General features: G+C 71.7%; 27 protein-coding genes and 2 pseudogenes. 13 read left to right on the top strand and 16 right to left on the bottom strand.

Annotation, left to right across the window (positions count from 1 at the left end; all coding sequences use genetic code 11):
• Positions 1–50 precede the first annotated feature (50 nt).
• A complete protein-coding gene (locus tag AC0ZLC_RS14195; RefSeq protein ID WP_005312030.1) occupies positions 51–233 on the top strand; it encodes a DUF6104 family protein in 183 nt (60 codons plus the stop codon).
• A gap of 131 nt (positions 234–364) precedes the next feature.
• On the opposite strand, the gene AC0ZLC_RS14200 is transcribed toward AC0ZLC_RS14195, so the two are convergent.
• On the bottom strand, positions 365–1282 hold the full coding sequence (locus tag AC0ZLC_RS14200; protein WP_476752302.1) for a hypothetical protein: 918 nt from the start codon (positions 1280–1282) through the stop codon (positions 365–367).
• 180 nt (positions 1283–1462) lie between these two features.
• Here AC0ZLC_RS14200 and AC0ZLC_RS14205 point away from each other — a divergent pair, with 180 nt between their 5' ends.
• Together AC0ZLC_RS14205 and AC0ZLC_RS14210 are read left to right on the top strand one after the other, a co-directional pair.
• Entirely contained in the window at positions 1463–2317 is an 855-nt protein-coding gene (locus AC0ZLC_RS14205) for a DUF4097 family beta strand repeat-containing protein (RefSeq protein ID WP_476752303.1), read from the top strand.
• A 1-nt stretch (position 2318) separates the two neighbouring features.
• Entirely contained in the window at positions 2319–3395 is a 1077-nt protein-coding gene (locus AC0ZLC_RS14210; RefSeq protein ID WP_476752304.1) for a helix-turn-helix transcriptional regulator, read from the top strand.
• A gap of 154 nt (positions 3396–3549) precedes the next feature.
• Here the strand turns inward: AC0ZLC_RS14210 and AC0ZLC_RS14215 are convergent, their stop codons facing one another.
• The 4 genes from AC0ZLC_RS14215 to AC0ZLC_RS14230 form a co-directional block, all read right to left on the bottom strand.
• Entirely contained in the window at positions 3550–4113 is a 564-nt protein-coding gene (locus tag AC0ZLC_RS14215) for a Clp protease N-terminal domain-containing protein (protein WP_476752305.1), read from the bottom strand.
• Positions 4113–4322: an HTH domain-containing protein gene (locus tag AC0ZLC_RS14220; protein WP_217454569.1), complete on the bottom strand. Its 210-nt coding sequence runs from the start codon at positions 4320–4322 to the stop codon at positions 4113–4115. The genes AC0ZLC_RS14215 and AC0ZLC_RS14220 overlap by 1 nt, the downstream gene beginning before the upstream one ends.
• Positions 4323–4483: 161 nt before the next feature.
• Positions 4484–5449 (bottom strand): zinc-binding dehydrogenase, encoded by a 966-nt coding sequence (locus AC0ZLC_RS14225; RefSeq protein WP_358852732.1) that lies wholly within the window; start codon positions 5447–5449, stop codon positions 4484–4486.
• A gap of 270 nt (positions 5450–5719) precedes the next feature.
• Positions 5720–6943: an NAD(P)-dependent malic enzyme gene (locus AC0ZLC_RS14230; RefSeq protein WP_476752306.1), complete on the bottom strand. Its 1224-nt coding sequence runs from the start codon at positions 6941–6943 to the stop codon at positions 5720–5722.
• Between the two features lie 538 nt (positions 6944–7481).
• On the opposite strand from AC0ZLC_RS14230, the gene AC0ZLC_RS14235 reads away from it, so the two are divergent.
• From AC0ZLC_RS14235 to AC0ZLC_RS14245, 3 genes are read left to right on the top strand one after another with little or no spacing between them, the layout of a single operon-like run.
• Positions 7482–8435 (top strand): ABC transporter substrate-binding protein, encoded by a 954-nt coding sequence (locus AC0ZLC_RS14235; RefSeq protein WP_476752307.1) that lies wholly within the window; start codon positions 7482–7484, stop codon positions 8433–8435.
• Positions 8436–8468: 33 nt separating this feature from the next.
• Positions 8469–9407: an amino acid ABC transporter permease gene (locus AC0ZLC_RS14240; RefSeq protein WP_476752308.1), complete on the top strand. Its 939-nt coding sequence runs from the start codon at positions 8469–8471 to the stop codon at positions 9405–9407.
• Positions 9404–10195 (top strand): amino acid ABC transporter ATP-binding protein, encoded by a 792-nt coding sequence (locus AC0ZLC_RS14245; protein WP_476752309.1) that lies wholly within the window; start codon positions 9404–9406, stop codon positions 10193–10195. The genes AC0ZLC_RS14240 and AC0ZLC_RS14245 overlap by 4 nt, the downstream gene beginning before the upstream one ends.
• Positions 10196–10349: 154 nt before the next feature.
• Here AC0ZLC_RS14245 and AC0ZLC_RS14250 read toward each other — a convergent pair whose 3' ends face one another.
• On the bottom strand, positions 10350–11129 hold the full coding sequence (locus tag AC0ZLC_RS14250) for a class I SAM-dependent methyltransferase (protein ID WP_476752310.1): 780 nt from the start codon (positions 11127–11129) through the stop codon (positions 10350–10352).
• A gap of 100 nt (positions 11130–11229) precedes the next feature.
• On the opposite strand from AC0ZLC_RS14250, the gene AC0ZLC_RS14255 reads away from it, so the two are divergent.
• Positions 11230–11859 carry a CGNR zinc finger domain-containing protein gene (locus tag AC0ZLC_RS14255; RefSeq protein WP_476752311.1) on the top strand — a complete coding sequence of 210 codons (630 nt, stop codon included), beginning with the start codon at positions 11230–11232 and terminating at the stop codon, positions 11857–11859.
• Here AC0ZLC_RS14255 and sodX read toward each other — a convergent pair.
• A complete protein-coding gene (sodX, locus tag AC0ZLC_RS14260; protein ID WP_476752583.1) occupies positions 11763–12197 on the bottom strand; it encodes a nickel-type superoxide dismutase maturation protease in 435 nt (144 codons plus the stop codon). The two genes, AC0ZLC_RS14255 and sodX, sit on opposite strands and share 97 nt — an antisense overlap.
• Before the next feature lie 145 nt (positions 12198–12342).
• Here sodX and sodN point away from each other — a divergent pair, with 145 nt between their 5' ends.
• From sodN to AC0ZLC_RS14280, 4 genes are all read left to right on the top strand, one after another.
• Positions 12343–12738 carry a superoxide dismutase, Ni gene (gene sodN, locus AC0ZLC_RS14265; RefSeq protein ID WP_358852725.1) on the top strand — a complete coding sequence of 132 codons (396 nt, stop codon included), beginning with the start codon at positions 12343–12345 and terminating at the stop codon, positions 12736–12738.
• Positions 12739–12908: 170 nt separating this feature from the next.
• Positions 12909–13334 carry a helix-turn-helix transcriptional regulator gene (locus tag AC0ZLC_RS14270; RefSeq protein ID WP_476752312.1) on the top strand — a complete coding sequence of 142 codons (426 nt, stop codon included), beginning with the start codon at positions 12909–12911 and terminating at the stop codon, positions 13332–13334.
• A 58-nt stretch (positions 13335–13392) separates the two neighbouring features.
• Positions 13393–13809, top strand: coding sequence for a VOC family protein (locus tag AC0ZLC_RS14275; RefSeq protein WP_476752313.1), 417 nt, complete (start codon positions 13393–13395; stop codon positions 13807–13809).
• A 163-nt stretch (positions 13810–13972) separates the two neighbouring features.
• On the top strand, positions 13973–14734 hold the full coding sequence (locus AC0ZLC_RS14280; protein ID WP_476752314.1) for a VOC family protein: 762 nt from the start codon (positions 13973–13975) through the stop codon (positions 14732–14734).
• On the opposite strand, the gene AC0ZLC_RS14285 is transcribed toward AC0ZLC_RS14280, so the two are convergent.
• The 9 genes and pseudogenes from AC0ZLC_RS14285 to AC0ZLC_RS14325 form a co-directional block, all read right to left on the bottom strand.
• Positions 14713–15174, bottom strand: coding sequence for an N-acetyltransferase family protein (locus tag AC0ZLC_RS14285; protein WP_476752315.1), 462 nt, complete (start codon positions 15172–15174; stop codon positions 14713–14715). The two genes, AC0ZLC_RS14280 and AC0ZLC_RS14285, sit on opposite strands and share 22 nt — an antisense overlap.
• Positions 15175–15698: 524 nt before the next feature.
• A pseudogene (locus AC0ZLC_RS14290) lies at positions 15699–16019 on the bottom strand (DUF952 domain-containing protein); the annotation flags it as partial.
• Positions 16020–16250: 231 nt separating this feature from the next.
• Positions 16251–16594 (bottom strand): annotated as a pseudogene (locus tag AC0ZLC_RS14295) (phosphotransferase); the annotation flags it as partial.
• 45 nt (positions 16595–16639) lie between these two features.
• A complete protein-coding gene (locus AC0ZLC_RS14300) occupies positions 16640–17053 on the bottom strand; it encodes a YciI family protein (RefSeq protein WP_476752316.1) in 414 nt (137 codons plus the stop codon).
• The gene (locus tag AC0ZLC_RS14305) at positions 17050–17352 is read right to left on the bottom strand and encodes a hypothetical protein (RefSeq protein ID WP_476752317.1); all 303 of its coding nucleotides are present in this window, start codon (positions 17350–17352) and stop codon (positions 17050–17052) included. Before AC0ZLC_RS14305 ends, AC0ZLC_RS14300 begins: the two co-directional genes overlap by 4 nt.
• Positions 17353–17393: 41 nt before the next feature.
• The gene (locus AC0ZLC_RS14310) at positions 17394–17573 is read right to left on the bottom strand and encodes a hypothetical protein (protein ID WP_476752318.1); all 180 of its coding nucleotides are present in this window, start codon (positions 17571–17573) and stop codon (positions 17394–17396) included.
• Complete coding sequence (locus tag AC0ZLC_RS14315; protein WP_476752319.1) at positions 17552–18148, bottom strand: GNAT family N-acetyltransferase; 597 nt, start codon at positions 18146–18148, stop codon at positions 17552–17554. The genes AC0ZLC_RS14310 and AC0ZLC_RS14315 overlap by 22 nt, the downstream gene beginning before the upstream one ends.
• Positions 18149–18542: 394 nt before the next feature.
• Positions 18543–19673 carry a family 2 encapsulin nanocompartment cargo protein polyprenyl transferase gene (locus AC0ZLC_RS14320; protein ID WP_476752320.1) on the bottom strand — a complete coding sequence of 377 codons (1131 nt, stop codon included), beginning with the start codon at positions 19671–19673 and terminating at the stop codon, positions 18543–18545.
• Between the two features lie 127 nt (positions 19674–19800).
• A complete protein-coding gene (locus tag AC0ZLC_RS14325) occupies positions 19801–21207 on the bottom strand; it encodes a family 2B encapsulin nanocompartment shell protein (RefSeq protein WP_476752321.1) in 1407 nt (468 codons plus the stop codon).
• A 206-nt stretch (positions 21208–21413) separates the two neighbouring features.
• Here AC0ZLC_RS14325 and AC0ZLC_RS14330 point away from each other — a divergent pair, with 206 nt between their 5' ends.
• Together AC0ZLC_RS14330 and AC0ZLC_RS14335 are read left to right on the top strand one after the other, a co-directional pair.
• Complete coding sequence (locus AC0ZLC_RS14330; protein WP_476752322.1) at positions 21414–21647, top strand: hypothetical protein; 234 nt, start codon at positions 21414–21416, stop codon at positions 21645–21647.
• A gap of 177 nt (positions 21648–21824) precedes the next feature.
• The gene (locus tag AC0ZLC_RS14335) at positions 21825–22415 is read left to right on the top strand and encodes an N-acetylmuramoyl-L-alanine amidase (protein WP_476752323.1); all 591 of its coding nucleotides are present in this window, start codon (positions 21825–21827) and stop codon (positions 22413–22415) included.
• The last annotated feature ends 231 nt before the right edge of the window (positions 22416–22646 follow it).

Consider the following 22646-nt stretch of genomic DNA (forward strand, 5'->3'; position numbering starts at 1 on the left):
GGGAACGACCCCCGGCCGGCCGGTGCCGGCCCAGCCCCAGGAGAGCATCCGTGTACTTCACCGACCGTGGCATCGAGGAACTGGAGAAGCGGCGCGGCGAGGAGGAGGTCACCTTCGAGTGGCTCGCCGAGCAGCTGCGTACGTTCGTCGATCTCAACCCGGACTTCGAGGTGCCGGTCGAGCGGCTCGCGACGTGGCTGGCGCGGCTGGACGACGAGGACGACGAGGAGTAGCCGCTCACCCGGTCCGCCGACGGCGCGGGCAGCGCGGGTAACGCGGGCAGGCGCGGGTAACGCCCACCGACGCCTGCCAAGTGCGCCGACGCGGCCGGTAGGGCCCGGCTCGCGACGGTGCGGCCAGGCGGTCAGCCCTGGTCGCGGATCCGCTCGTACGCGAGGCCGAGGGCGCCGTGGAGGAGCAGCAGGGCCCCCGCGACGATCCAGCCGCCGCTGCGGTGCCGCACGCCGTAGGCGCTCAGCGGCAGCCCCACCGCCAGCTGTCCGAGGGCCAGTGCGCGTGTCCCGGGCCGACGGGTCTCGGCCCCCGCGCGGGGTCCCGCGCGGACGGTGCGGAACGGGGGCTTCGGCGCGCGGTCTTCGGCGGCGCCGGATTCCGCACGGGCACGCTCCGGAGCGACGTCGGACCTCTCGTGGACGCCGCTCCGGTCGGTCCGGGTGACCGGGCGGGAGCCAGGCAGGACGCGGGCGGCCTCGGTCAGGCGTCCGGCGGGCGTGCCGGGCGCCAGGCCGTCCGGCAGGGTCACCCCCGCCCGCATGAGGACGGCGAGGAGGCCGCTCAGGCGGGCCCGGGCGTCGGCGGCGGCGTCGGGTTGTGTCAGCCGGTCGAGGGCCTGCATGTCGAGGACGGGGTCGAGGCCGAGACGCACGGCGAAGGTGCGCATCGCCTCGTCCTCACCGACCGGGGTGCCGTTCGCGAGCCACTCGTAGCCGACGGGGCGGCGGAAGCCCGAGGCCAGGGTGTAGCCGCTGCGGTCGGCGTCCCACCACAGGGCGAGCACGGGCCAGGGGGCGCCCACGGCGAGGGCCGCGGCCCAGCCGGTCAGCACGCGGTCGACCGGTTCGGCCTTGCCCGCCCACGGGGTGCCCGCAGGCACGAGCACACTCCAGCCGGGGCCGGCGCCGGCGAGCTCCATCGGCTCTCGCAGCAGCTGTGCCGCGGACCCTACGGCGCCGGGATCCGCCCGGCAGAGCAGCAGGGCGCCGGCGGGCGTGTCAGCGGAGCTCTCGGGCGTGGCCGCGGGCTCGTCGGGGGTGGTCGGCATGGTCCTACGGTAGGGCGAATTCGACCTGACTTGCCCCTTTTGTTGCCTCTCGTCGACACGGACCGGACACCGCGGGCTCACGAGAACGAGTGTCTTGACTTTCCGTATCCGCGATATATCGTGAAACGTGGAAGACGCGATATGGCGCGTCGCGTCCCGTCCGGCCGAGGAGGTCGCACCATGTCCGAGTGGTCCGTCGCAGAGCCGAGGACACTGACGTTCGACGACCCCGTGACGGCGCTCCACGTGCGCATCGTCAACGGAACGGTGAACGTCGTGGGTACCGACGAGGGTTCCGCCAGGCTGGAGGTCTCCGAGCTGGAGGGCCCGCCGCTGCTGGTGACCCGGTCCGGCGGCACCCTGACAGTGGCGTACGAGGACCTTCCCTGGCAGGGCTTCCTCAAGTGGTTCGACCACCACGCGTGGCGGCGCAGTGCGGTCGTCTCGCTGGCCGTCCCGGCGGGCACGCCCGTCGAGGTGGGCGTGGTCGGAGCCGCCGCCGTGGTGTCCGGGACCGAGGGCCGGGTGGAGGTCAGAGGGGTGTCGGGGGACACCACGCTCGTCGGTGTCTCCGGCTCGGTGCAGGTGAGCACGGTGTCGGGCAGTCTTGAGGCCCAGGCCGTCACCGGCGACCTCCGCTTCAACTCCGTGTCCGGCGACCTGACCGTCGTCGAGGGCGCCGGTTCGAGCGTGCGGGCCGAGTCCGTGAGCGGCTCGATGATCGTGGACCTCGACGACACGGGCGCAGCGACCGACGTCCACCTGACGAACGTCTCGGGGGAGATCGCCGTCCGGCTCCCGCACCCGGCGGACGCGGAGGTGGAGGCGAACACCGCGAGCGGCTCGGTCTCCAGCGCCTTCGAGGATCTGCGGGTAGGCGGGCAGTGGGGCGCCAAGAAGATCACCGGCCGGCTGGGCGCGGGCAGGGGAAGGCTGAAGGCGATCACCGTCTCCGGCTCCATCGCCCTGCTGCGGCGGCCCCCGGTGGAGGACGCGGCGCCGACCGACGGACCGACCGACAAGAAGGTGCTCTGAAATGCCCCCCGTCTTCGCTCACGGCCGCCTGCGGCTCTACCTGCTCAAGCTGCTCGACGAGGCCCCCCGCCACGGGTACGAGGTGATCCGCCTCCTCGAGGAGCGTTTCCAGGGGCTGTACGCGCCCTCGGCCGGCACCGTCTACCCCCGGCTCGCCAAGCTGGAGGCCGAGGGGCTGGTCACCCACACCACCGAGGGCGGCCGCAAGGTGTACGCCATCACGGACGCGGGCCGCGCCGAACTGGCCGACCGCAGCGGCGAGCTGGCCGACCTGGAGCTGGAGATCGGCGAGTCGGTCGCCGAGCTGGCCGCCGAGATCCGTGCCGATGTGCGGGGCGCCGCGGGTGATCTGCGGCGCGAGATGCGCGCGGCGGCCCGGGAGGCCAGGGACGGTTCCCCGGGTGCCTCCGGAGCCGGGGAGCGGCTCGGCCGTCCGGGGGGTTCCGGGACCGCGGGTGAGTCCGGCGACTTCGGCGAGAAGGAGGCGTGGCGGCTCGCGAAGGAGGAGATGCGGCGCGTCAAGCAGGAGTGGAAGGAGCAGGCCCGGCGCGCGAAGGACGAGAGCCGGCGGGCCCGCGAGGAGGCCCAGCGGGCCCGGCGCCAGGCCAAGGAGGCCCAGGACAAGGTCCGCGCGCAGGCGCAGGAGGAGATGCAGCGCATGGCCAAGCGGGTCCAGGAGCAGGTCCAGGACCACTTCGCGCGCGGTGACTGGCCCACCGGCGTGCGGGAGGGACTCAGTGAACTGGCCAAGGAGTTCGGCGACTTCGGGAAGGACTTCGGGAAGGGCCTCGGCAAGGACTTCGGTTTCGGCCGCCCGGGCGCGACGCCGGATTCGGAGCCGGAGTACACGGTCACACGCGAGGACTTCCCCGCCGGGTACGAGCCGTCCTGGGCCCACGAGGACTCCACGGGTGATCCCGCCCGCGACCTCGACCGTCTCCTGGACCGCTTCCGCGACGACATCCGCGACGCGGCCAGGGACCACGGCGTGACGGAGGAGCAGCTCCGCGAGGCGCGCCGCCACTTGTCGACGGCGGCGGCGCACCTCGGGGCGGCCCTGCGCACGCCGAGGCCCTGAGCCCGGGGTCCGGGAGAGGCCCGGGCTCCCGGAGCACGGGCTCGTGAAGGGACGGGGCCGCGAAACGCGGGCCCGCGAAGGGACGGGCCGTTCAGCCGAACGGATGCCAGCCAGCTCGGGTGTCCGCCATCCCGGGTGTCAGCCCGCTCGGGTGTCAGCCCGCCTGGGCCGCTTCCCCGCCCCACAGCACGCGCCGCACACTCTCGTACGTGACCCCGTGGTCGGCGAGCACCTCGGCCGGGACGCCGGGGCGGGCCGTGAGGGCGAGGAGCAGGTGCTCGTCGCCGATGTGCCGGTCCCGGAGCGCGACCGCGACCCGGAGGGACTCGGTGAGGAGGTCCTTGGCGCCGCGTGTGAAGGGGCGCCGCCCGGACCGCCGGCCGGCGGTGCCCCCACCGCCCGCCAGGGCACCCGTCCCGTGCGCCTCCTCCACCCGGGAGACGATCTCGGTGAGGTCGATGCCGAGCCCGGAGAGGGCGTCGGCGTCGGCGCGGGAGAGCCCTCCGCGGCGGCGGGCCTCGGCAAGGTCCCGGGCCACCGCCTCACGGCGGTCCCCCAGCCCGAGCGACGTCAGGGCGAACGAACCGCGACTGCCCTCCCGGTCGAGCAGGGCGAGCAGCAGGTGCCCCTCCTCGACCCGCTTCTCCCCCGTCCGTTCGCAGTGCTCGACGGCCCCAGTCACCACGGCGCGGGCGTCTTTGGTGAATCGCTCGAACATCACTGCCTCCCGTACTTCTTGTGCACGGCCTGCCTGCTCACGCCGAGTTCCGCGGCGATCTCCTGCCACGACCAGCCCTGATTGCGCGCGTTGCGCACCTGAACCGCTTCCAGCTGCTCCAGCAGCCGCCGCAGCGCGGAGACGGCCCGCAGGCCGATCCGCGGATCGCGGTCCCCCGCACGCTCGGCGAGATCCGTTGCTTCGGTCATGTTGTCAACGTACGTTGACAAACCGTGCCTGTCAATCGAAGTTGACAGGCACGTGCGGGGCGCAGTCTCGTGCGGGGCCGGACACACCGACGGCGGGCCCGGAGACTCCGGGCCCGCCGTCGGTGTGATGCGACGAGAAGGTGGGGATGGCGGACCGGCGGTCAGCCCGCGGTGAGGACGACCTTTCCGAACTGGTCGCCCGACGCGATGCGTTCGAAGCCCTCGCGGGCCCGGTCGAGCGGCAGGACGTCGTCGATGACGGGCCGTACTCCGGTCGCGGCGCAGAAGGACAGCAGGTCCTCCAGCTCGTCCTTGGTGCCCATCGTGGACCCGACGACCTTCAGCTCCAGGAAGAAGATCCGGGTCAGTTCGGCGTGGGAGGGGCGGTCTCCGCTGGTGGCGCCCGAGATGACGACGGTGCCACCGGGACGCAGGGACTTGACCGAGTGCGACCAGGTGGCGGCCCCGACGGTCTCGATCACGGCGTCCACCCGCTGCGGCAGCCGCGCCCCGGACTCCAGGGCCTCCACGGCGCCCAGTTCGACGGCGCGCTTGCGCTTGGCCTCGTCCCGGCTGGTGGCGAAGACCCGCAGACCGGCGGCCTTGCCCAGCACGATCGCGGCGGTGGCGACGCCGCCGCCCGCGCCCTGGACGAGGACCGAGTCGCCGGGCCGCACGCCCGCGTTGGTGAAGAGCATGCGGTACGCCGTCAGCCACGCCGTCGGCAGGCAGGCGGCCTCCTCGAAGGAGAGCTCCTTGGGCTTCGGCAGCACGTTCCACGTCGGTACGGAGACCTGCTCGGCGAACGTGCCCTGGTAGCGCTCGGTGAGGATGGAGCGGGGCTCGTCCGGTCCGACGCCGTGGCCGCTCTGGCCGATGACGGAGTGCAGGACGACCTCGTTGCCGTCTTCGTCGACGCCCGCGGCGTCGCAGCCGAGGATCATCGGCAGCTTGTCCTCGGACAGGCCGACTCCGCGCAGGGACCACAGGTCGTGGTGGTTGAGGGAGGCGGCCCTGACGTTCACGGTCGTCCAGCCGGGCCTCTGCTCGGGGGCCGGGCGCTCCCCCAACTCCAGGCCGTTCAGCGGCTGGTCACGGTCGATTCGGGCGGCGTAGGCAGCGAACATGACCATGACGATAGGCTCCGCCCCTCCCCGAAGGAACAACGTCCCGCTGTGACACGCGTCCCGATTCCAGCCGGTGCGGGATCGATCCGGTCCGCCCGGCGCGCGAGGACGAGCGCGCGGCGCGACAGGAGGTCCCGGGACTCAGCAACCAGGGACGGGACGGGGACGGGAAGCGGCGGCGGGGGCGAACACCACCCACTCGGCCCACCCGCCGGGCAAAAAAAACCGGCCCCGCCGGGACGGATCCCGACGGGGCACGGAAACCGCAGCTCAGCGACGAGCCACACCCTCCGCCCGAGCGGCAGCGGCCACCGCGGCGGTGACCGCCGGCGCCACCCGCTCGTCGAACGGCGAGGGAATCACGTAGTCCGCGGCGAGGTCGTCCCCGACGACCGCAGCCAACGCCTCGGCCGCCGCGATCTTCATCGTCTCCGTGATCCGGGAGGCCCGGACCTGAAGCGCACCGGCGAAGATGCCGGGGAACGCCAGCACGTTGTTGATCTGGTTCGGGAAGTCGGACCGCCCGGTGGCCACCACGGCCGCGTACTTGTGCGCGATCTCCGGACGCACCTCGGGGTCCGGGTTGGCCATGGCGAACACGAACGCGCCCTCGGCCATCGACGCCACCGCCGCCTCCTGCACCGTACCGCCGGAGACACCGATGAAGACGTCGGCGCCCGCGAGGGCCGACTCCAGCGAGCCGGAGATGCCCGCCTTGTTCGTGAGCTCGGCGAGTTCCCGCTTGACCGGGGTGAGGTCGTCCCGGTCACGGGACACGATGCCCTTGCGGTCCGCGACGGCGACGTCACCGAGCCCCGCCTCCAGCAGGAACTTGGCGATGGCGACCCCGGCCGCACCCGCGCCCGAGATCACCGCGCGCAGCTCGCCGAGCGAGCGCCCGGTGAGCCGGGCGGCGTTGCGCAGGGCGGCGAGCGTGACGACGGCCGTGCCGTGCTGGTCGTCGTGGAAGACCGGAATGTCCAGCCGCTCCTGGAGCTTCCGCTCGATCTCGAAGCACCGCGGCGCCGAGATGTCCTCCAGGTTCACACCGCCGAACGAGGGGGCGAGCCGGACCACGGTTTCGACGATCTCGTCGACGCCCGTGCAGGCGAGCGCGATCGGCACCGCGTCGACCCCGCCGAACTGCTTGAAGAGAATGGCCTTGCCCTCCATGACGGGGAGCGAGGCCTCCGGACCGATGTCACCGAGTCCGAGCACGGCCGTGCCGTCGGTCACGACGGCGACGACGGACGACTTCCATGTGTAGTCGTGGACCAGTTCCGGCTGCTCGGCGATGGCGCTGCACACTTTCGCCACACCGGGCGTGTACGCCAGGGACAGGTCGTCCTTGTCACGGATGGGCACGGTGGCCTGCACGGCCATCTTGCCCCCACGGTGCAGCGCGAATGCCGGGTCGAAGGAATCGAGGGGCTCCGCCTCGCCTTCCTGATCCGTACTGCTGTCGCTGCGAGGATTGACGATCTCCGCTGCCACTTTGTTTTACCCCTTAAGTATTCAAGGTTTGAGGGTGACCACTCCTGGTTGAGGCGTGGGCGGGCACCGCGTATGCCCTGCCGCCGTGGTTGCGTACGGGCGGACACGCGACGGGCGCGCCGCACACGCGCCCTGAGCCCCGGATGAGGGGTGTAAGGAACCTTCTTACCCGACGGACCAGGTGGTCGACGAGTCCATAGTGCGAAGGTCACACGCGCGTGACACGACTCGTCACCGGATGTCGGGACAAGTCCTCGATTGGTCCTCAAGCCGCGCAAGTGCGCAGAAGCGGTAGCTCGCATCGGTGGATGAGCCGAAGATCTTCCGGCCGGAAGGGGGGATTCCCGCACAACATCCGGCCCGGCGGGCCGGCCTCAAGTGGTTCGGCGACGACCCGTTATCCGATTTTGACATAGCGAGTCGCCTGAATGCGCGAATCCGAATGGCAAGATGCCGTCATCACACGAGGTCGCGACACTCGAAGGTGTGTGTTCTCGTCGACCCATCGGCAACTCCCTCATCCGCCGGAGGAACCACCATGACCGCAAGCTCCACCCGTCGTACCCCCGCCGCCCGGTCCCGGATAGCAGCGGTCGGTGCGATCGCGGTCGCCGGCGCCCTGCTGCTCACCGGCTGCGGTGACCAGACCAAGGACAAGGGGTCGGACAGCACGAAGACCAGCACCGCCCCGCTGGCCGACAAGCTCCCCAAGGCCATTCGGGACAAGGGCGAGATCAAGGTCGGCTCGGACATCGCGTACGCGCCGGTCGAGTTCAAGGACAGCTCGGGCAAGACCGTGGGCATCGACCCCGACCTCGCGGACGCCATGGGCAAGCAGCTCGGCGTGAAGTTCACGTTCGAGAACGGCACCTTCGACACCCTGCTGACCGGCCTGCGCTCCAAGCGCTACGACATGGCGATGTCGGCCATGACGGACACCAAGGACCGTCAGGAGGGCATCGACTCCGAGACCGGCAAGAAGGTCGGCGAGGGTGTCGACTTCATCGACTACTTCACCGCGGGTGTCTCGATCTACACGCCCAAGGGCAAGACACAGGGCATCAAGACCTGGTCCGACCTGTGCGGCAAGAAGATCGCCCTGCAGCGCGGCACGGTCTCCGAGGACCTCGCCAAGGCCGAGTCCAAGAAGTGTACCGGCGGCAAGCAGATCGCCATCGAGGCCTACGACAACGACCAGCAGGCCCAGACCCGGCTGCGCGCCGGCGGTGCCGACGCCGGCTCCTCCGACTTCCCGGTCGCCGCGTACGCGGTGAAGACCTCGGGCGGCGGCAAGGACTTCCAGATCGTCGGCGACCAGGTCGAGGCCGCTCCGTACGGCATCGCCGTGGCCAAGTCCAGCACCCAGCTCCGTGACGCCCTGCAGGCCGCGCTCGACGCGATCATCAAGGACGGCACGTACGCCAAGGTCATCTCCAAGTGGGGTGTCGACGCCGGAGCGGTCAAGTCGGCAGAGATCAACGGCGGCAAGTGACCGCGACTCCAGCGGCACTGAAAGGCAACATCCGTGACTGTTGACATCGACAAGACGACGGGCCCCGGGGACACTCCCCCGGCCGGGCCGGAGGCCATCAAGGCCATCCCGGTCCGGCACTACGGCCGCTACGTATCCGCCGTCATCGCGATCGCGATCTTCGTCGCGATCATCTACGCGTTCGGCCAAGGCAAGATCAACTGGAATGCCGTACCGGACTACTTCTTCGATCACCGCATCCTCACGGGCGTCGGAAAGACGCTCCTGCTGACGGTGCTGTCGATGGTGATCGGCATCGTCGGCGGCATCATGCTGGCCGTGATGCGGCTGTCGAAGAACCCCGTGACGTCGTCCATCGCCTGGTTCTACATCTGGTTCTTCCGCGGCACCCCGGTCCTGGTCCAGCTGATCATCTGGTTCAACCTGGGCCTGGTCTTCGAGTACATCAACCTCGGTCCGATCTACAAGGACTACTGGTCGAGCTTCATGACGCCGCTGCTGACGGCGCTCCTGGGCCTGGGCCTGAACGAGGCCGCCTACATGGCGGAGATCTGCCGCGCCGGCCTGCTCTCGGTCGACGAGGGCCAGACCGAGGCCTCGCACGCGCTTGGCATGAGCCACAGCAAGACACTGCGCCGGATCGTGATCCCGCAGGCGATGCGCGTCATCGTGCCGCCCACGGGCAACGAGGTCATCAACATGCTGAAGACGACCTCGCTGGTGTCGGTGGTCCAGTATCCGGAGCTCTTCCGCTACGCCCAGGACATCGGACAGACGTCCGGCGCACCGGTCGAGATGCTCTTCCTCGCCGCCGCCTGGTACCTGATCATGACCTCGGTCCTCAGCGTCGGGCAGTACTACGTCGAGCGGTACTACGCGCGCGGTTCCAGCCGTAGTCTGCCGGACACCCCGTTCCAGAAAATCAAGGCCAACATGCTGTCGCTGGGCCGCCCGAAGGGAGGCACGGTATGACCGCCGACGTGACCAAGTCGGACGCCACCACGCCGATGGTGAAGTCCGAAGGTGTCCACAAGTCCTTCGGTCCCGTGGAAGTCCTCAAGGGCATCGACCTGGAGGTGAAGTCCGGCGAGGTCTTCTGCCTCATCGGCCCCTCCGGCTCCGGCAAGTCGACCTTCCTCCGGTGCATCAACCACCTGGAGAAGGTCAACGCCGGCCGGCTGTACGTCGACGGGGAGCTGGTCGGCTACCGCCAGAAGGGCGACAAGCTGTACGAGCTCAAGGACAGCGAGGTCGCTCTCAAGCGCCGGGACATCGGCATGGTCTTCCAGCGCTTCAACCTGTTCCCGCACATGACGGCGCTGGACAACGTCATGGAGGCGCCGGTCCAGGTCAAGGGCATCAGCAGGGCGCAGGCCCGGGAGCGCGCCGGCCAGCTGCTGGAGCGCGTCGGCCTGGCCGACAAGGCGGGCAACTACCCCTCGCAGCTGTCGGGCGGCCAGCAGCAGCGCGTCGCGATCGCCCGCGCGCTGGCCATGGACCCGAAGCTGATGCTCTTCGACGAGCCCACCTCGGCGCTCGACCCGGAGCTGGTCGGTGACGTCCTCGACGTCATGCGCGACCTCGCCGAGTCCGGCATGACGATGGTCGTCGTCACGCACGAGATGGGCTTCGCCCGGGAGGTCGGCGACTCGCTGGTCTTCATGGACGGCGGTGTGGTGGTCGAGTCCGGCAACCCGCGCGACGTCCTGACGAACCCGCAGCACGAGCGGACGCAGTCCTTCCTGTCGAAGGTGCTCTGACCGGCCCGCGCGGACGCGACGCCACGAAAAGGGGCGGTACGGAAATCCCCGTACCGCCCCTTTCGCGCGTCCCGCGGCGACCGCGCCCCGTGACGACCGGCCGCAGGGCGACCGTTCCACGGGACCGTGCCGCGGGGCGACCGTTCCGTGCGGGCTACCTGACCGCCAGCACCAGGGCGTCCGAGGGCGAGCGCCACACCGGTCGCGCCTCGGCGAAGCCCTTCTCGCGCAGCACGCGCGCGTGCCAGTCGGCGGAGGGCGTCTCGCCGTCGGCGTGCTCGCCGTAGATCTCGAAGCGTCGGGCGGTCGGTCCGGCCAGGACCGGGTCAGCGGCCGCCAGCTCCCACCACTGGGCCCAGTCGAGGACGCCGTCCCGCCCGGCCCGGTCCATGCGGGCGTGCCGCTGGGCGCGGTCCGCCGCGTTGATCCTCGGCGTCGTCTCGTCGATCATGTGGTCGGCGTTCATGAAGACACCGCCGTCGCGGACGAGGCCCGCGATCTGGCCGTAGAGGACCGCGAGGGGTTCGCAGTGCAGCCAGTGCAGGGCGGTCGCGGTCAGCACGGCGTCGTACGACGCGAACGGCAGCCGCGCCGTCCAGTCGGGGTCCTTCAGGTCGGCCTCGACGAACGAGACCCGCTCGTCCCCTTCGAAGGTGCCCCGGGCGATGGTGAGCAGGGCGGGGTCCAGGTCGACGCCGGTGCTGCGGGCGTCCGGGAACCGGTCGAGCAGCCGGGCCGTGACGGTGCCCGTGCCGCACGCGAGGTCGAGGACGCGGGGTGCGGTGCCGGCGAAGGCCTCCACCATGTCCAGCATCACCCGGAAGCGCTCCTCGCGGTCCGGCATGTACCACTCCTGCTGCCGGTCCCAGCTCTCCTGCCACGCCCGCCAGCCGGTTCCGGCCGCTGTCCTGTCCGTTCCGGTCGTGCTCGTCATGGCCGCTCCTTCTCCGCTCCACCGCGTAATACCCTGTAAGCACAGTCATCTGTTACCCGACCGCAGCCACGACGATAGAGTGCCCCAGTAAGGACTACAAGTGGAACTGGCCTATTACTCGGACTACGCGGTCCGACTCGTCAACAGCGAGGAGCCCGTCCGGGGCAAGGACGCGCTCACCTCGGTCGAGGCCATCCGCGACCTCTTCGCGGGCAACGTGTCGGCGGCCCGCCGCGCCACTGACGCGGACGTGACCCGCTTCCGTTCGGTGCGCGGCCGGCTGCGCGCGGTCTTCGAGGCGGCGGACTCCGGCGACGAGACCCTGGCCGTGGACCTGCTGAACTCACTGCTCCTGGAGTTCCCGGTGAGCCCGCAGATCTCGGGCCACGACCACCGCGACGACGACGGCCGCCCGCTGTGGCACATGCACCTCGCGGACCACCCGTCGAACGTGACGGCGGGCTACGCGGCGATCGCCGCGATGGGGCTGGCGTTCCACCTCACCGAGTACGGCGTCGACCGTCTCGGCCTGTGCGAGGCCGCGCCCTGCCGCAACGCCTTCCTGGACACCTCCACCAACCGCTCCCGGCGCTACTGCTCGGACCGTTGCGCCACCCGCGCCAACGTCGCCGCCTACCGCGCCCGCAAGCGCCTGGAGGCGGACCGGCCGGAGAGCACCGGCCTGGCGGCGGACAGCGCCCAGCGGGCCAGCGCGAACGGCGACCGCTGACCGTCCCCGCGCGGCCGGTAGCGAAAACGCACCGTGCCGAGCACGAGGTCCTCGGGGACGGTGCCGTAGTCGGTGCTGTCCCCGCCGGCGTAGGCGTTGTCGCCGAGCACCCACCAGCCGCCCTCGCGCCGCTCCGCCGCCCGCTTGACGACGAGCAGGTCCTGCTGGAACGGATGGCGCAGCACGACGACGTCACCGGGCCGCACGCGCGCCCCGTACTGCACGACGAGGCGGTCGCCGTGATGGAACGTCGGCACCATCGACGGCCCCGTCACCTCGGCCACTCCGAAGGGCAGCACGGCCCTCCCGTGCTCGCCCTCCTGCGACAGTTCCGGCATCACCGGCACCTCCCCGGTCCGATCCTCCACCAGTCCCAGTCTCACCCCGGACTTTTGTCCTAAGCCCATGGGGGCACCCGCGAAATCGCTTCTCCTACGGAGTAATGTCCCACCTGAGAAGACGATCACGAGGAAGGACAGCTCAATGCTTTCCCGCCTGTTTGCCCCCAAGGTCAAGGTCAGCGCGCACTGCGACCTGCCCTGCGGCGTGTACGACCCGGCCCAGGCCCGCATCGAGGCGGAGTCGGTGAAGGCCGTCCAGGAGAAGATGGCCGGCAACGCCGACCCGCACTTCCAGGCTCGCGCCACGGTCATCAAGGAGCAGCGCGCCGAGCTCGCCAAGCACCACGTCTCGGTGCTCTGGAGCGACTACTTCAAGCCCCCGCACTTCGAGAAGTACCCGGAGCTGCACCAGCTGGTCAACGACGCGCTGAAGGCCCTCTCGGCCGCCAAGGCGTCCACCGACCCGGCCACCGGCCAGAAGGCGCTGGACTACATCGCCCAGATCGACAAGATCTTCTGGGAGACCAAGAAGGCCTGATCCACGGCCGCGCTTTTCGACCTGCGATCTCTTCGTCGCCCGGTCTTCGACCGCACCCGGCCCGCACGCCACCCACCGGTGGCGAGGCGGACCGGGTGCGGTCGTATGTCCGCTGCGCCGGAACCGGACGAGCAGCACCGCCGTGACCGGCGCCGTGCCATGCTGGCTACGTGATGCTGGAGGATCTGGTGCGGCTGCGGCGGGCGCGTGACCGCATGGACCGTGAGTACACGCAGCCGCTGGACGTGGCCGAGCTCGCGCGCACCGCGCTGATGTCGCCGGGGCACTTCCAGCGCAGCTTCCGGGCGGCCTTCGGCGAGACGCCGTACACCTACCTCATGACGCGTCGCATCGAGCGGGCCAAGGCGCTGCTGCGGCGCGGGGACCTGACGGTCACCGAGGTGTGTTTCGCCGTGGGGTGCACCTCACTCGGGTCCTTCAGCTCCCGCTTCACGGAACTGGTCGGCGAGACGCCGAGCGCGTACCGGGCCCGGCCGCACGACCACGGGGCGCCGATTCCGTCCTGCGTGGCCCAGCGGCTGACCCGCCCGGCCCGGCACCGCAGCCCCGGAGGGGAACCGGGCTCCCGGCTGTAGAGCCTGTCCGGCGTCGCGGGGCAAGCGGGAACGCGGCAACAGGGCCTAGCGTGACGTCATGGATCTGAAACTGTCACAGTGCTTCATCGCCGTCGACGACCACGACAAGGCGCTCGCGTTCTACCGTGACGTCCTCGGGCTGGAGGTCCGCAACGACGTCGGGTTCGAGGGCATGCGCTGGGTCACCGTCGGCTCCCCGCTCCAGCCGGACGTGGAGATCGTCCTGGAGCCGCCGGCGGCGGACCCGAGCACCTCGCCCGCCGACAAGCTGGCGATGGCCGAGCTGCTGGCCAAGGGCGTGCTGCGCGGGGTCATCTTCCGCACCGGCGATTGCGACGCCCTCTTCGAACGTGTCCGCGCCTCGGGCGCCGACGTGATCCAGGAGCCGATGGACCAGCCCTACGGTGTGCGGGACTGCGCCTTCCGCGACCCGGCGGGCAACCTTCTGCGCTTCAACGAGCCCCGGAAGGGCTGAGCAGGGCCGGAAGGGCTGAGGCGGGCCCCCGCAGGAGCCGAGCCGGACACGGGGAGGAGCTGAGCCGGGCCCGCTTCACCGAAACGCCGTTGCGCGGCCGGTTTTCCCCGGGAGACGGTTCGCACCGTACGAGCGTACGAACCGTCCGATGAGGGAGCGCACCATGACCGAACCGATCCGGTGGACCTATGCCTTCGTCGACCGGCCCGCGGCGCGGTCCGGGACGGCCCGCGACTTCTGGTCCGCGGTCACCGGCACGCGTCCGTCCGAGCCGCGGGGCGAGTTCCTGACCCTGCTGCCGGACGGGGCCGACGCCTGTGTGAAGGCGCAGGGCGTGGACGCGGGCGACGGCGGCGCGCATCTCGACCTCTCCGTGGAGGACGTGCCGGCACTGGTGGCGGCGGCGCGGGGCCTGGGCGCCACAGTGGTCGCCGAGCACGGGGACTGGACCGTCCTGCGGTCCCCCGGCGGGCAGTTGTTCTGCGCGGTGCCCTGGTCCGGGGAGTCGGCGCGGCCGCCCGTGGTCGAGGGGCCGCCCGGCGCGACCAGTCGGCTCGACCAGGTGTGCCTGGACCTCGCGCCGTCCGTGTACGCCGCCGAGATCGCCTTCTGGAGTGCCCTCACCGGCTGGGAGTCCCGCCCTAGCACGCTCCCGGAGTTCCACATCGTGGAGCCGCCCGCGGCGCTGCCCGTCCGCATTCTCCTCCAGCGCCTCGGCACCGAGCGCCCCGGCTCCGCCCACCTCGACATCGCCTGCTCGGACGTCGAGGCGGTACGGGCCCGGCACGAGCGACTCGGTGCCACGGCCGTCGGCCGCGGGGCGGGCTGGACGGTGATGCGGGACCCGGCGGGCGGCACCTACTGCCTGACGGGCCGCGACCCGGAGACGGGCGGGCGCCGGGGTCAGCCGGCCGGCAGGGAGTAGCGCCGCTTCTCCTGGCCGCGGGCGCCGAGACGGTCGTAGAAGCGGATCGCTCCCTCGTTCCAGACGGGGGTCTGCCACTGGACCTCGCCGAGACCGAGCGCCCGCGCCTCGGCGAGCACCGCCTCCATCAGCAACCGGCCGAGGCCGAGGCCCCGCCGCCCCTCGCGCAGGTACAGGCAGTCCATGTGCAGGTACTCCGCGCCGTCCCAGGTGGACAGCTCGGGCGCGCAGGTGGCGTAGCCGACGAGCTCGCCTTCGCCCGACTCGGCCACCAGGCAGCGCAGCCGCGCCCCGGCTCCGAAGAGCAGCCCTTCGAGCCGTCCGGCCAGGCCGGGGGCCGGCAACGCGGCCTTCTCGTAGGCGGCGTGCTCGGCGGCCAGCCGGGCCACCGCCTCCAGATCGTCCCGTACAGCCGGCCGCACCCGGGGCCCGTCGGTCATCGCACCGCTCCCGCCAGCAGGTCGGCGCTCCACGCGGCGAGCCGTTCCCCGGCCGGCCCGGCGCCGTCCAGGACGTGCTCGCCGAACGCGCGCCGCTCGTGCGCCAGCACGGCCGCCTCCCACACGCACGGGGCGAGGCCCTGCCGGCCGGGCCGCAGGAGGTCCGGCTCGCCCGCCGGGCCGGTGAAGACGGCGAGGTCGGACATGTAGCCCTCGATCCAGGTGTGGACGAGGACGTAGTCGCCGTCTCCCCCGGCGTGCACCAGCAGGACGGCCAGGCCGAGCGAGCCGCGGGTCCCGCCGAGCGCCAGGTGGTCGGCCGCGATCCGCAGCGCGGCCGTCTCCGTGTCATCGCCGACCACGCGCCCGGGCGCCTCGACCGCGTACACCTTCACGAGGTGCCCGGCTGCCTCACGCACCCCCAACGGCCGTACGAGGCGCGCGTGATGGCCCTCGGCGAGGGCGCTCAGCGCGGCCACGTCCACCGCCGCCGGCGGCCCGGCGGGACGCGCCGCGTCCGGGTCCCAGACCTCGACGTCCACGACCGCGCCCACCGGGATCGGCCCGTAGACGTGCGGGAAATTCTCGCCGCCGGGTTCCGGAGCCTCGTGCCGCACCTCGGCGCCGAGCCGGCCGGCGTCGATCACCAGGACCACCAGGTCGTCGGGCCCGGTGTACGAGCCGTACAGGAGGCCGGCCACCGCGGGGAGCTGGTGCCGCAGCGAGCAGTGGATGAAGCCCTCCTCCTGGAGGGTGCGGCCGCGGGTGGAGATCTCGTACGTGCCCGCGGCGCGGGCCGCGTCCCAGAGGGAACGCTCGGTGATGTGCAACAGGGGTTCGGACATGCCGCAACGCTACGGCTTCGCTGAACACGGCTCGTGATCCCGGCCGGAAAGCGGTGAACACGCCCGGCTGGTGGTCCGGCCGGGTCGGCCTTCCTCGATCCGGAGGACCTGGACGTGCTCTGCGTCGTGCTCTGCGTCGGGCTCGGCCTCAAGACCGGCTCCTTGACCGGCTTCGAGACCGGCTTCGAGACCGGCGGCCTGCTCGTTTCCCCTGGCCCGCGAACCGGATGATCAGCCGATCAGAGCCTCGGCGATCTGACGGGCGGTCTGCGCGGCGACCGGGGATCGACGGCGGCGTAGGAGGTGTAGGCGTTCGGGCCAAGCCAAAGCCCAGCCGCGGCCCCTGGTCCATGTGGCGTCGTCGACGCCCAGCGTGGCGCGGAAGGCGGCCCGGCCGCACGGCAGCCCGGGACGAGTCCGCCAGGGCCTCGGCGGTAGCCACCTCGCCGTCCAGCCAGCGGGACACAGCCCACGGCCACGGGTAGTCGAAGTCGGGCTCACCCACCCCACCGGCACCGGGATGGCCGGGGCAGGTGCGGGGCGAGCCTGGGAAGCCACTCGGGCTCCTTCACGGCGGTGGTCCCCGGGCTCGCGACCGGACGTCCTGTACGGCCGTCGGCTCACGCGGCCGCGGGGCCGTCGTCGACGGGCCGGATGACGACCGGGTACTCCGTGAGCCCTTCCGGCCCCGGGCAGCGAGCCACGCGCGCGGCGATCTCGGTGACGCGGTCGAGGCTCTCGCACTCCACGAGCCAGTATCCGGCCGGCACCGCCTCGCTCGCGCCGTACGGCCCGTCGGTGATCACCGGCTCGCCGTCCCGGCCGGCGGTGACCAGCCGGGTCCGGGTCGGCTCGACCAGACCCTGGGCGTCGACGAGTTCGCCGGACTCGGAGAGGTCGTCGCCGATCGCGCCCATGTAGGCGTACATGGCCCGCAGTTCCCGCTCGCTCCAGGCCGGGGACCGGTCCGAGGCCCGGCCTCCCATCGCGTCGTAGTCCGCCTGCGTGCCCTGCACCATCACCAGGTACTTCACGGGTCTGCTCCTTCCGCTTCCCCGCTGCCGGCGGCCCGGCCGGGGGCGGCTCCCGCCGGGGGCGCCGGGGCCGGTCCTGCGGCCCTGCCCCGTGCGGTCTCTCCGGGCGTCCTCAGGACGGGCGCGCCGGGCGCTGCCCGGCCGGACTCGGCGGACTCGTCCGCGTACGCCCCGCACTCCGGATTCCGGCACGGCCCCGCAACCCAGGCGGGGACCCAGGCGCCCAGGGTCTTGTGGCGCCGCACGACCGTGGCGACCGGCTGCCCGCAGTCGGCGCAGACCTGCTCTTCGGTGCCCATGACTTCAGCGTAGGACGAAAGGCGGGGCGGCGCTTCCTGCGCTACGTCCGCACCAGCACCCTGTTCCCGGGTGCGCGCACCTCGTCGAGGCTGAACCGGGTGATGTCGAACCCGCAGCGGAACGTCGGCATGCCCGAGCCGAGCACCACCGGGTGGGTCTCGACGACGAGCTCGTCCGCGCACCGCGGGGCACGACCGGTCAGGTCTGCGGCTCGCGCCACATCGGCCACATCACGGGGCCGTCCGGCAGCTCGACCGCACGGCCGGTGAAAACGAAGCCCAGACGCTCGTACAGGGTGCGGCTGCGGGCACTGCTCGCCTCCAGATAGGCGGGCAGGCCCTCCCGGTCGCAGCGGTCGAGCACCGGCTGCATGAGGGCGGAGCCGAGGCCCTCGCCCTGCCGGCCCGGTGCCACCGCGATCATCCACAGGTAGGCGTGGGCGCGGTCGGCCGGATGCGCCTCGCTCGTCAGCCGGCCGACGAGTTCGATGCGTTCGTTGGCCGGGTCGACCGCCTCGCGCAGCTGAGCGGCGCCGTCGTCCTCGTCCGCGTGCTCCGCACCGGCGGGCACCGACAGCCACAGCGCGCACGCCGTCCCGTCCTCGGTGACGTCCACCCGGCCGTCGGCGAGCACGATGTCGAGGAAGGCCGCCATGAGTCCGGGGTGCGTGCTGCGGCGGTACGCCTCGTCGGGGAAGATCCAGCCGCTCACCGGGTCGTCCCGGAACGCCTCGTCGAGCAGCCGCACGAGCAGCGCGCGGTCCCCCTCGTCCGCCGTCCTGATGGCCACGCCCATGTCCCGCCCCTTTGCCTCAACAGCCCTCGACCGTGCGGCTGTTCAGACTAGGGCCCGCGGGTTCGCAGGCGGGCGCGGGCCCCCGCACGTCACGGACGTGCGGGGCCCGTCCCGACCGGGCCGCGGGCCCTGGCCCGTACGGAGGTCAGGTGCCGTACGGGCCAGGAGGCCCCGGGATTTCACTCGGCTCACGGGCGTCGGGCTGCACGCCGGGTAACGCGGATCTTCAGCCCGCACCGGACCCCGTCGGCCTTCACGGCCGACGGACGACGGACACCTGAAGGCGCCGCCCGAGCAGAGCGCGGGTCCTCAAGGTGGTCCCCTGGGTCACCGGCGTCGGCCTCGCCGCCGGTGGACGACGGCCTCGAGGACCCCGGCCGGTGGGCGCGGGCCCTCAGGTGGTCCGCCGGGTCACGAACTCGGCCAGCGCGAGCAGGCCTCCGGCCGCCTCCGGCTCCGGGACCGCCCGGGACAGCTCGTGCATCGCACGGGCCATCCGGTCGGCCGCCTGCGCCTGCGCCCAGTCACGGCCGCCCGCCCGCTCGACGGCCAGGACCGTGCGTTCCAGCTCCCCTTCCCGGTAGGGGGCCGCGTACAGCGCGGCCAGCTCGGCCGCGGCCGGGGTGCCGGACGTGAGCGCGGCGACCACCGGCAGCGACTTCTTGCGGGCGACGAGGTCCGCCCCGGCCGGCTTGCCGGTGCGGCTCGGGTCCCCCCAGATCCCGATCACGTCGTCGATCAGCTGGAACGCGAGCCCGGCCTCCCGGCCGAAGGCGTCCAGTGCCTCGACGTCCTCCTCGTCCGCGCCCGCGTACAGCCCGCCGAGCGCACACGCGCAGCCGAGCAGCGCGCCCGTCTTGGCCTCGGCCATGGCGAGGCATTCGTCGAGGGTGACCTCGCCGGGGCCGCGTCTCTCCATGGCCGTGTCGGTGTGCTGCCCCTCGCACAGTTCGATCACGCAGTGCGCGAGCCGGGCGGCGGCCGCCGAGGACGCGGGGTGCGGATCCTCGGCGAGCAGCCGCAGGGCCAGCGCCTGGAGGGCGTCCCCCGCGAGGATCGCGTCGGCGTCGCCGAACACCGTCCACGCGGTGGGCCGGTGCCTGCGGGTGGTGTCGCGGTCCATCACGTCGTCGTGCAGCAGCGAGAAGTTGTGGATCAGCTCCACGGCGGCGGCCGCCCGTACGGCCGCCGCGTCCTGGCCGCCGAGCGCCCGGGCCGCGGTCAGCACGAGTGCCGGCCGGATGGCCTTGCCCGCGTTGCCCGCCGCCGGGGTGCCGTCCGCGTGCTCCCAGCCGAAGTGGTAGAGCGCGGTCCTGCGCATCGCGCCGGGCAGCGACTCGATGGCATTGCGCAGCTCGGGGTCCACCGACGTCCGGGTGCGCTCCAGGATCCCGGCCGCCTCCTGCCCGTCGAGCGGGCCCGGCGGGTCCTGTCTCTCGACGGGCGGAACGGCGGACGGGCCTTGCCTGTCGATGGGGCCGCGCCTTTCGAGTGTCTCGGTGGGACTCCGCTGCGTCTCCGTCATGAACTCACCCAGGGGATCGCCTCGGTGAGCCGGCGGACGGTGACCGCTCCGCACTGCCACTGGGCGCGTACCCCGTGGGTGCACCCGCCCCGTGGGGTGCGGACACTGCGTCCAGTGCGCACGGCGGTCACTGCCAGCGGCCGATCTCGACGTTCTCCAGGATGCCGAGGGCGTCGGGCACGAGGACGGCCGCCGAGTAGTAGGCGGTCACCAGGTAGGAGATGATCGCCTGTTCGCTGATGCCCATGAAGCGCACCGACAGGCTCGGTTCGATCTCGTCCGGGATGCCCGACTGCTGGAGTCCGATGACACCCTGCTCTGCCTCGCCGGTACGCATGGCGATGATCGAGGTCGTACGGGCGTCGGTGACCGGGATCTTGTTGCACGGGAAGATCGGGACTCCGCGCCAGGTCGGGATGCGGTTGCCCGCCATGTCGATGGTCTCCGGGACGAGTCCCCGCCTGTTGAGCTCGCGGCCGATCGCGGAGATCGCGCGCGGATGGGCGAGCAGCAGCTTGGTGCCGCGTCGGCGGCTGAGCAGTTCGTCGAGGTCGTCGGGGCCGGGGACGCCGTCGTGCGGCTGGATCCGCTGGTCGTACTCGCAGTTGTTGAGGAGTCCGAACTCGCGGTTGTTGATGAGCTCGTGCTCCTGGCGCTCCTTCAACGCTTCGACCGTCAGCCTCAGTTGCTGTTCCGTCTGGTTCATCGGCTGGTTGTAGAGGTCGGCGACGCGCGAGTGCAGGCGCAGCACGGTCTGGGCGATGCTCAGTTCGTACTCGCGGGGGTCGGCCTCGTAGTCCACGAAGGTGCCGGGGATCTCCGGCTCGCCGGTGTGGCCGGATGCCAGGTCGATCTCCTTCTCGCCGTACTTGTTGGTCCGCTGCTCGGGGATGGAGCGCAGGTCCTCGAGGTGGCCGCCCAGCGACTCGGAGCGCTGCGCCACTTGGTCGAAGTCCTGGCGGGGCAGGAAGAGCACGGTGCACGCGGTGACCGCGCGGGCCGTGTACTCCCAGATGGCCTCCTGGTCGATCAGCGCCTGCTCCCCGAAGTGGGCGCCGTCGGCGAGGGTCCCGAGGACGGTGTCGTCCCCGTAGGGCCCGGTGCCGACCTTCTCCACCCTGCCGTGTGCGAGGAGGAACACCCCGTCGGCCGGGCTGCCGAACTCGGCGAGCACCGCTCCGGGCGCGAACTCCCGCTGCTGGCAACGGCCGGCGAGTTCGCCGAGTACCTCGAGGTCCCCGAACGTCCGCAGGATCGGCAGCTCGCCGAGCTCCGCGGGGATGACCCTCACCTGGTCACCGGTCTTCACGAAGGTCACGCGGCCGTCGCCCACCGAGTAGCTCAGCCGCCGGTTCACCCGGTACGTACCGCCCTGCACGTTCACCCAGGGCAGCATGCGCAGCAGCCAACGCGAGCTGATCTCCTGCATCTGCGGCACGGACTTGGTCGTGGTGGCCAGGTTCCGCGCGGCCGTTGTGCCGAGGCTCTGCTGCGGCTTGTCCTGACCTGCGCGGACTTCTTCGCCTACCGACATGAAAATTGCCCTCCCGCTCGTGCACCGATCTACGAGGACAACCCTTCCATCACGGAACGTGTTCGTGCTATTACACGAATGAGCGGGAATGGACCTTGGTGGAAGTGGGCATGCAGCGCGGCACGCACCGCGGGGAACTTCATGATCCGGCCAACCGTTTGACCTCTCGACCGGAATCTCGACGAACGGCAAGGACGGGAGAGGCAATGGCAGGCTTTCTGGACCGCGCGAAAGAGCAGGCACAGCGCGGCCTCACGCAGGGCAAGCAGAAGCTCGATGACGTGCAGGCGCAGCGCGCCGGCGGCGATCTGCTCAAGAGGCTCGGCGCCGCGTACTACGCGGAGCGGCGCGGCAGCGGTTCCCCCGCGGCGACGCAGCAGGCACTCCAGGATCTGGAGAGCCACATCGCGACAAACGGGGACTCTTTCCTGCGTAGTTGATCGGCGGCCGATCGACGGCGGGCAAGGGTGATCACACCTGGTCATCACGTCCGTGCACCGCTGACCGGTTCGGCTCGCACGCTGTACGAACGACTGATCCCGGCCACCTCAATATGGGTAAAAGCGCCCGTATGAGGCGGTCGCGACGGGCGGTCGTCGCGCAGTGAAGGGGGCACCGTGGCCCCACCCATGTCTGCCGGGCGATTCCTGGACCGACTCGAAGAAGAAGGCGTCACCGTCGTCGAGGTCGGCGACTGGAAGCATCACAACCGCAACCACAAGGGCCCGTGGGGGCCCGTCCACGGCGTGATGATCCATCACACCGTGACGTCGGGCAGCGCGCGCACGGTCGAGATCTGCCGCGTCGGCAGCCCGGATCTGCCGGGACCCCTGTGCCACGGAGTCATCACGAAGGACGGCGTCGTCCACCTCGTCGGATACGGGCGCGCCAACCACGCGGGCCTGGGCGACGACGACGTCCTGCGCGCCGTGATCGCCGAGAAGGCCCTCCCCCCGGACAACGAGGCGAACACCGACGGCAACCGCCACTTCTACGGCTTCGAGTGCGAGAACCGGGGAGACGGCGAGGACCCCTGGCCACCGGAACAACTGGACGCCGTCGAGCGGGTGTCGGCCGCCATCTGCCGTCACCACGGCTGGACGGAGCGTTCCGTCGTCGGCCACCTGGAGTGGCAGCCGGGGAAGGTGGATCCGCGCGGGTTCACGATGGCGTCCCTGCGTGCACGTGTCCGCGACCGACTGAAGTGACACCCGGTGCCGGCCCGCCGGCAGCGGGATCGACCGGCAAGCCCCGGTCGCCGGCAGGGGGGCCGACCACCGGCCCCCGGGCGCCGACGGAAGGGCCGGCGCCTGTTCGCCGCGACCCGGCACGGATGCGCGCCCGCGGGCACCGAGCACCGCCACGAAGGCCGGCGCGCAAGCCCCGGGCGCCCCGGGACGAATTGGCCCGCAGCCGCCGCGCGCCCCGGGACGGATCGG

The sequence above is a fragment of the Streptomyces sp. GLSS-08 genome (assembly GCF_056387915.1).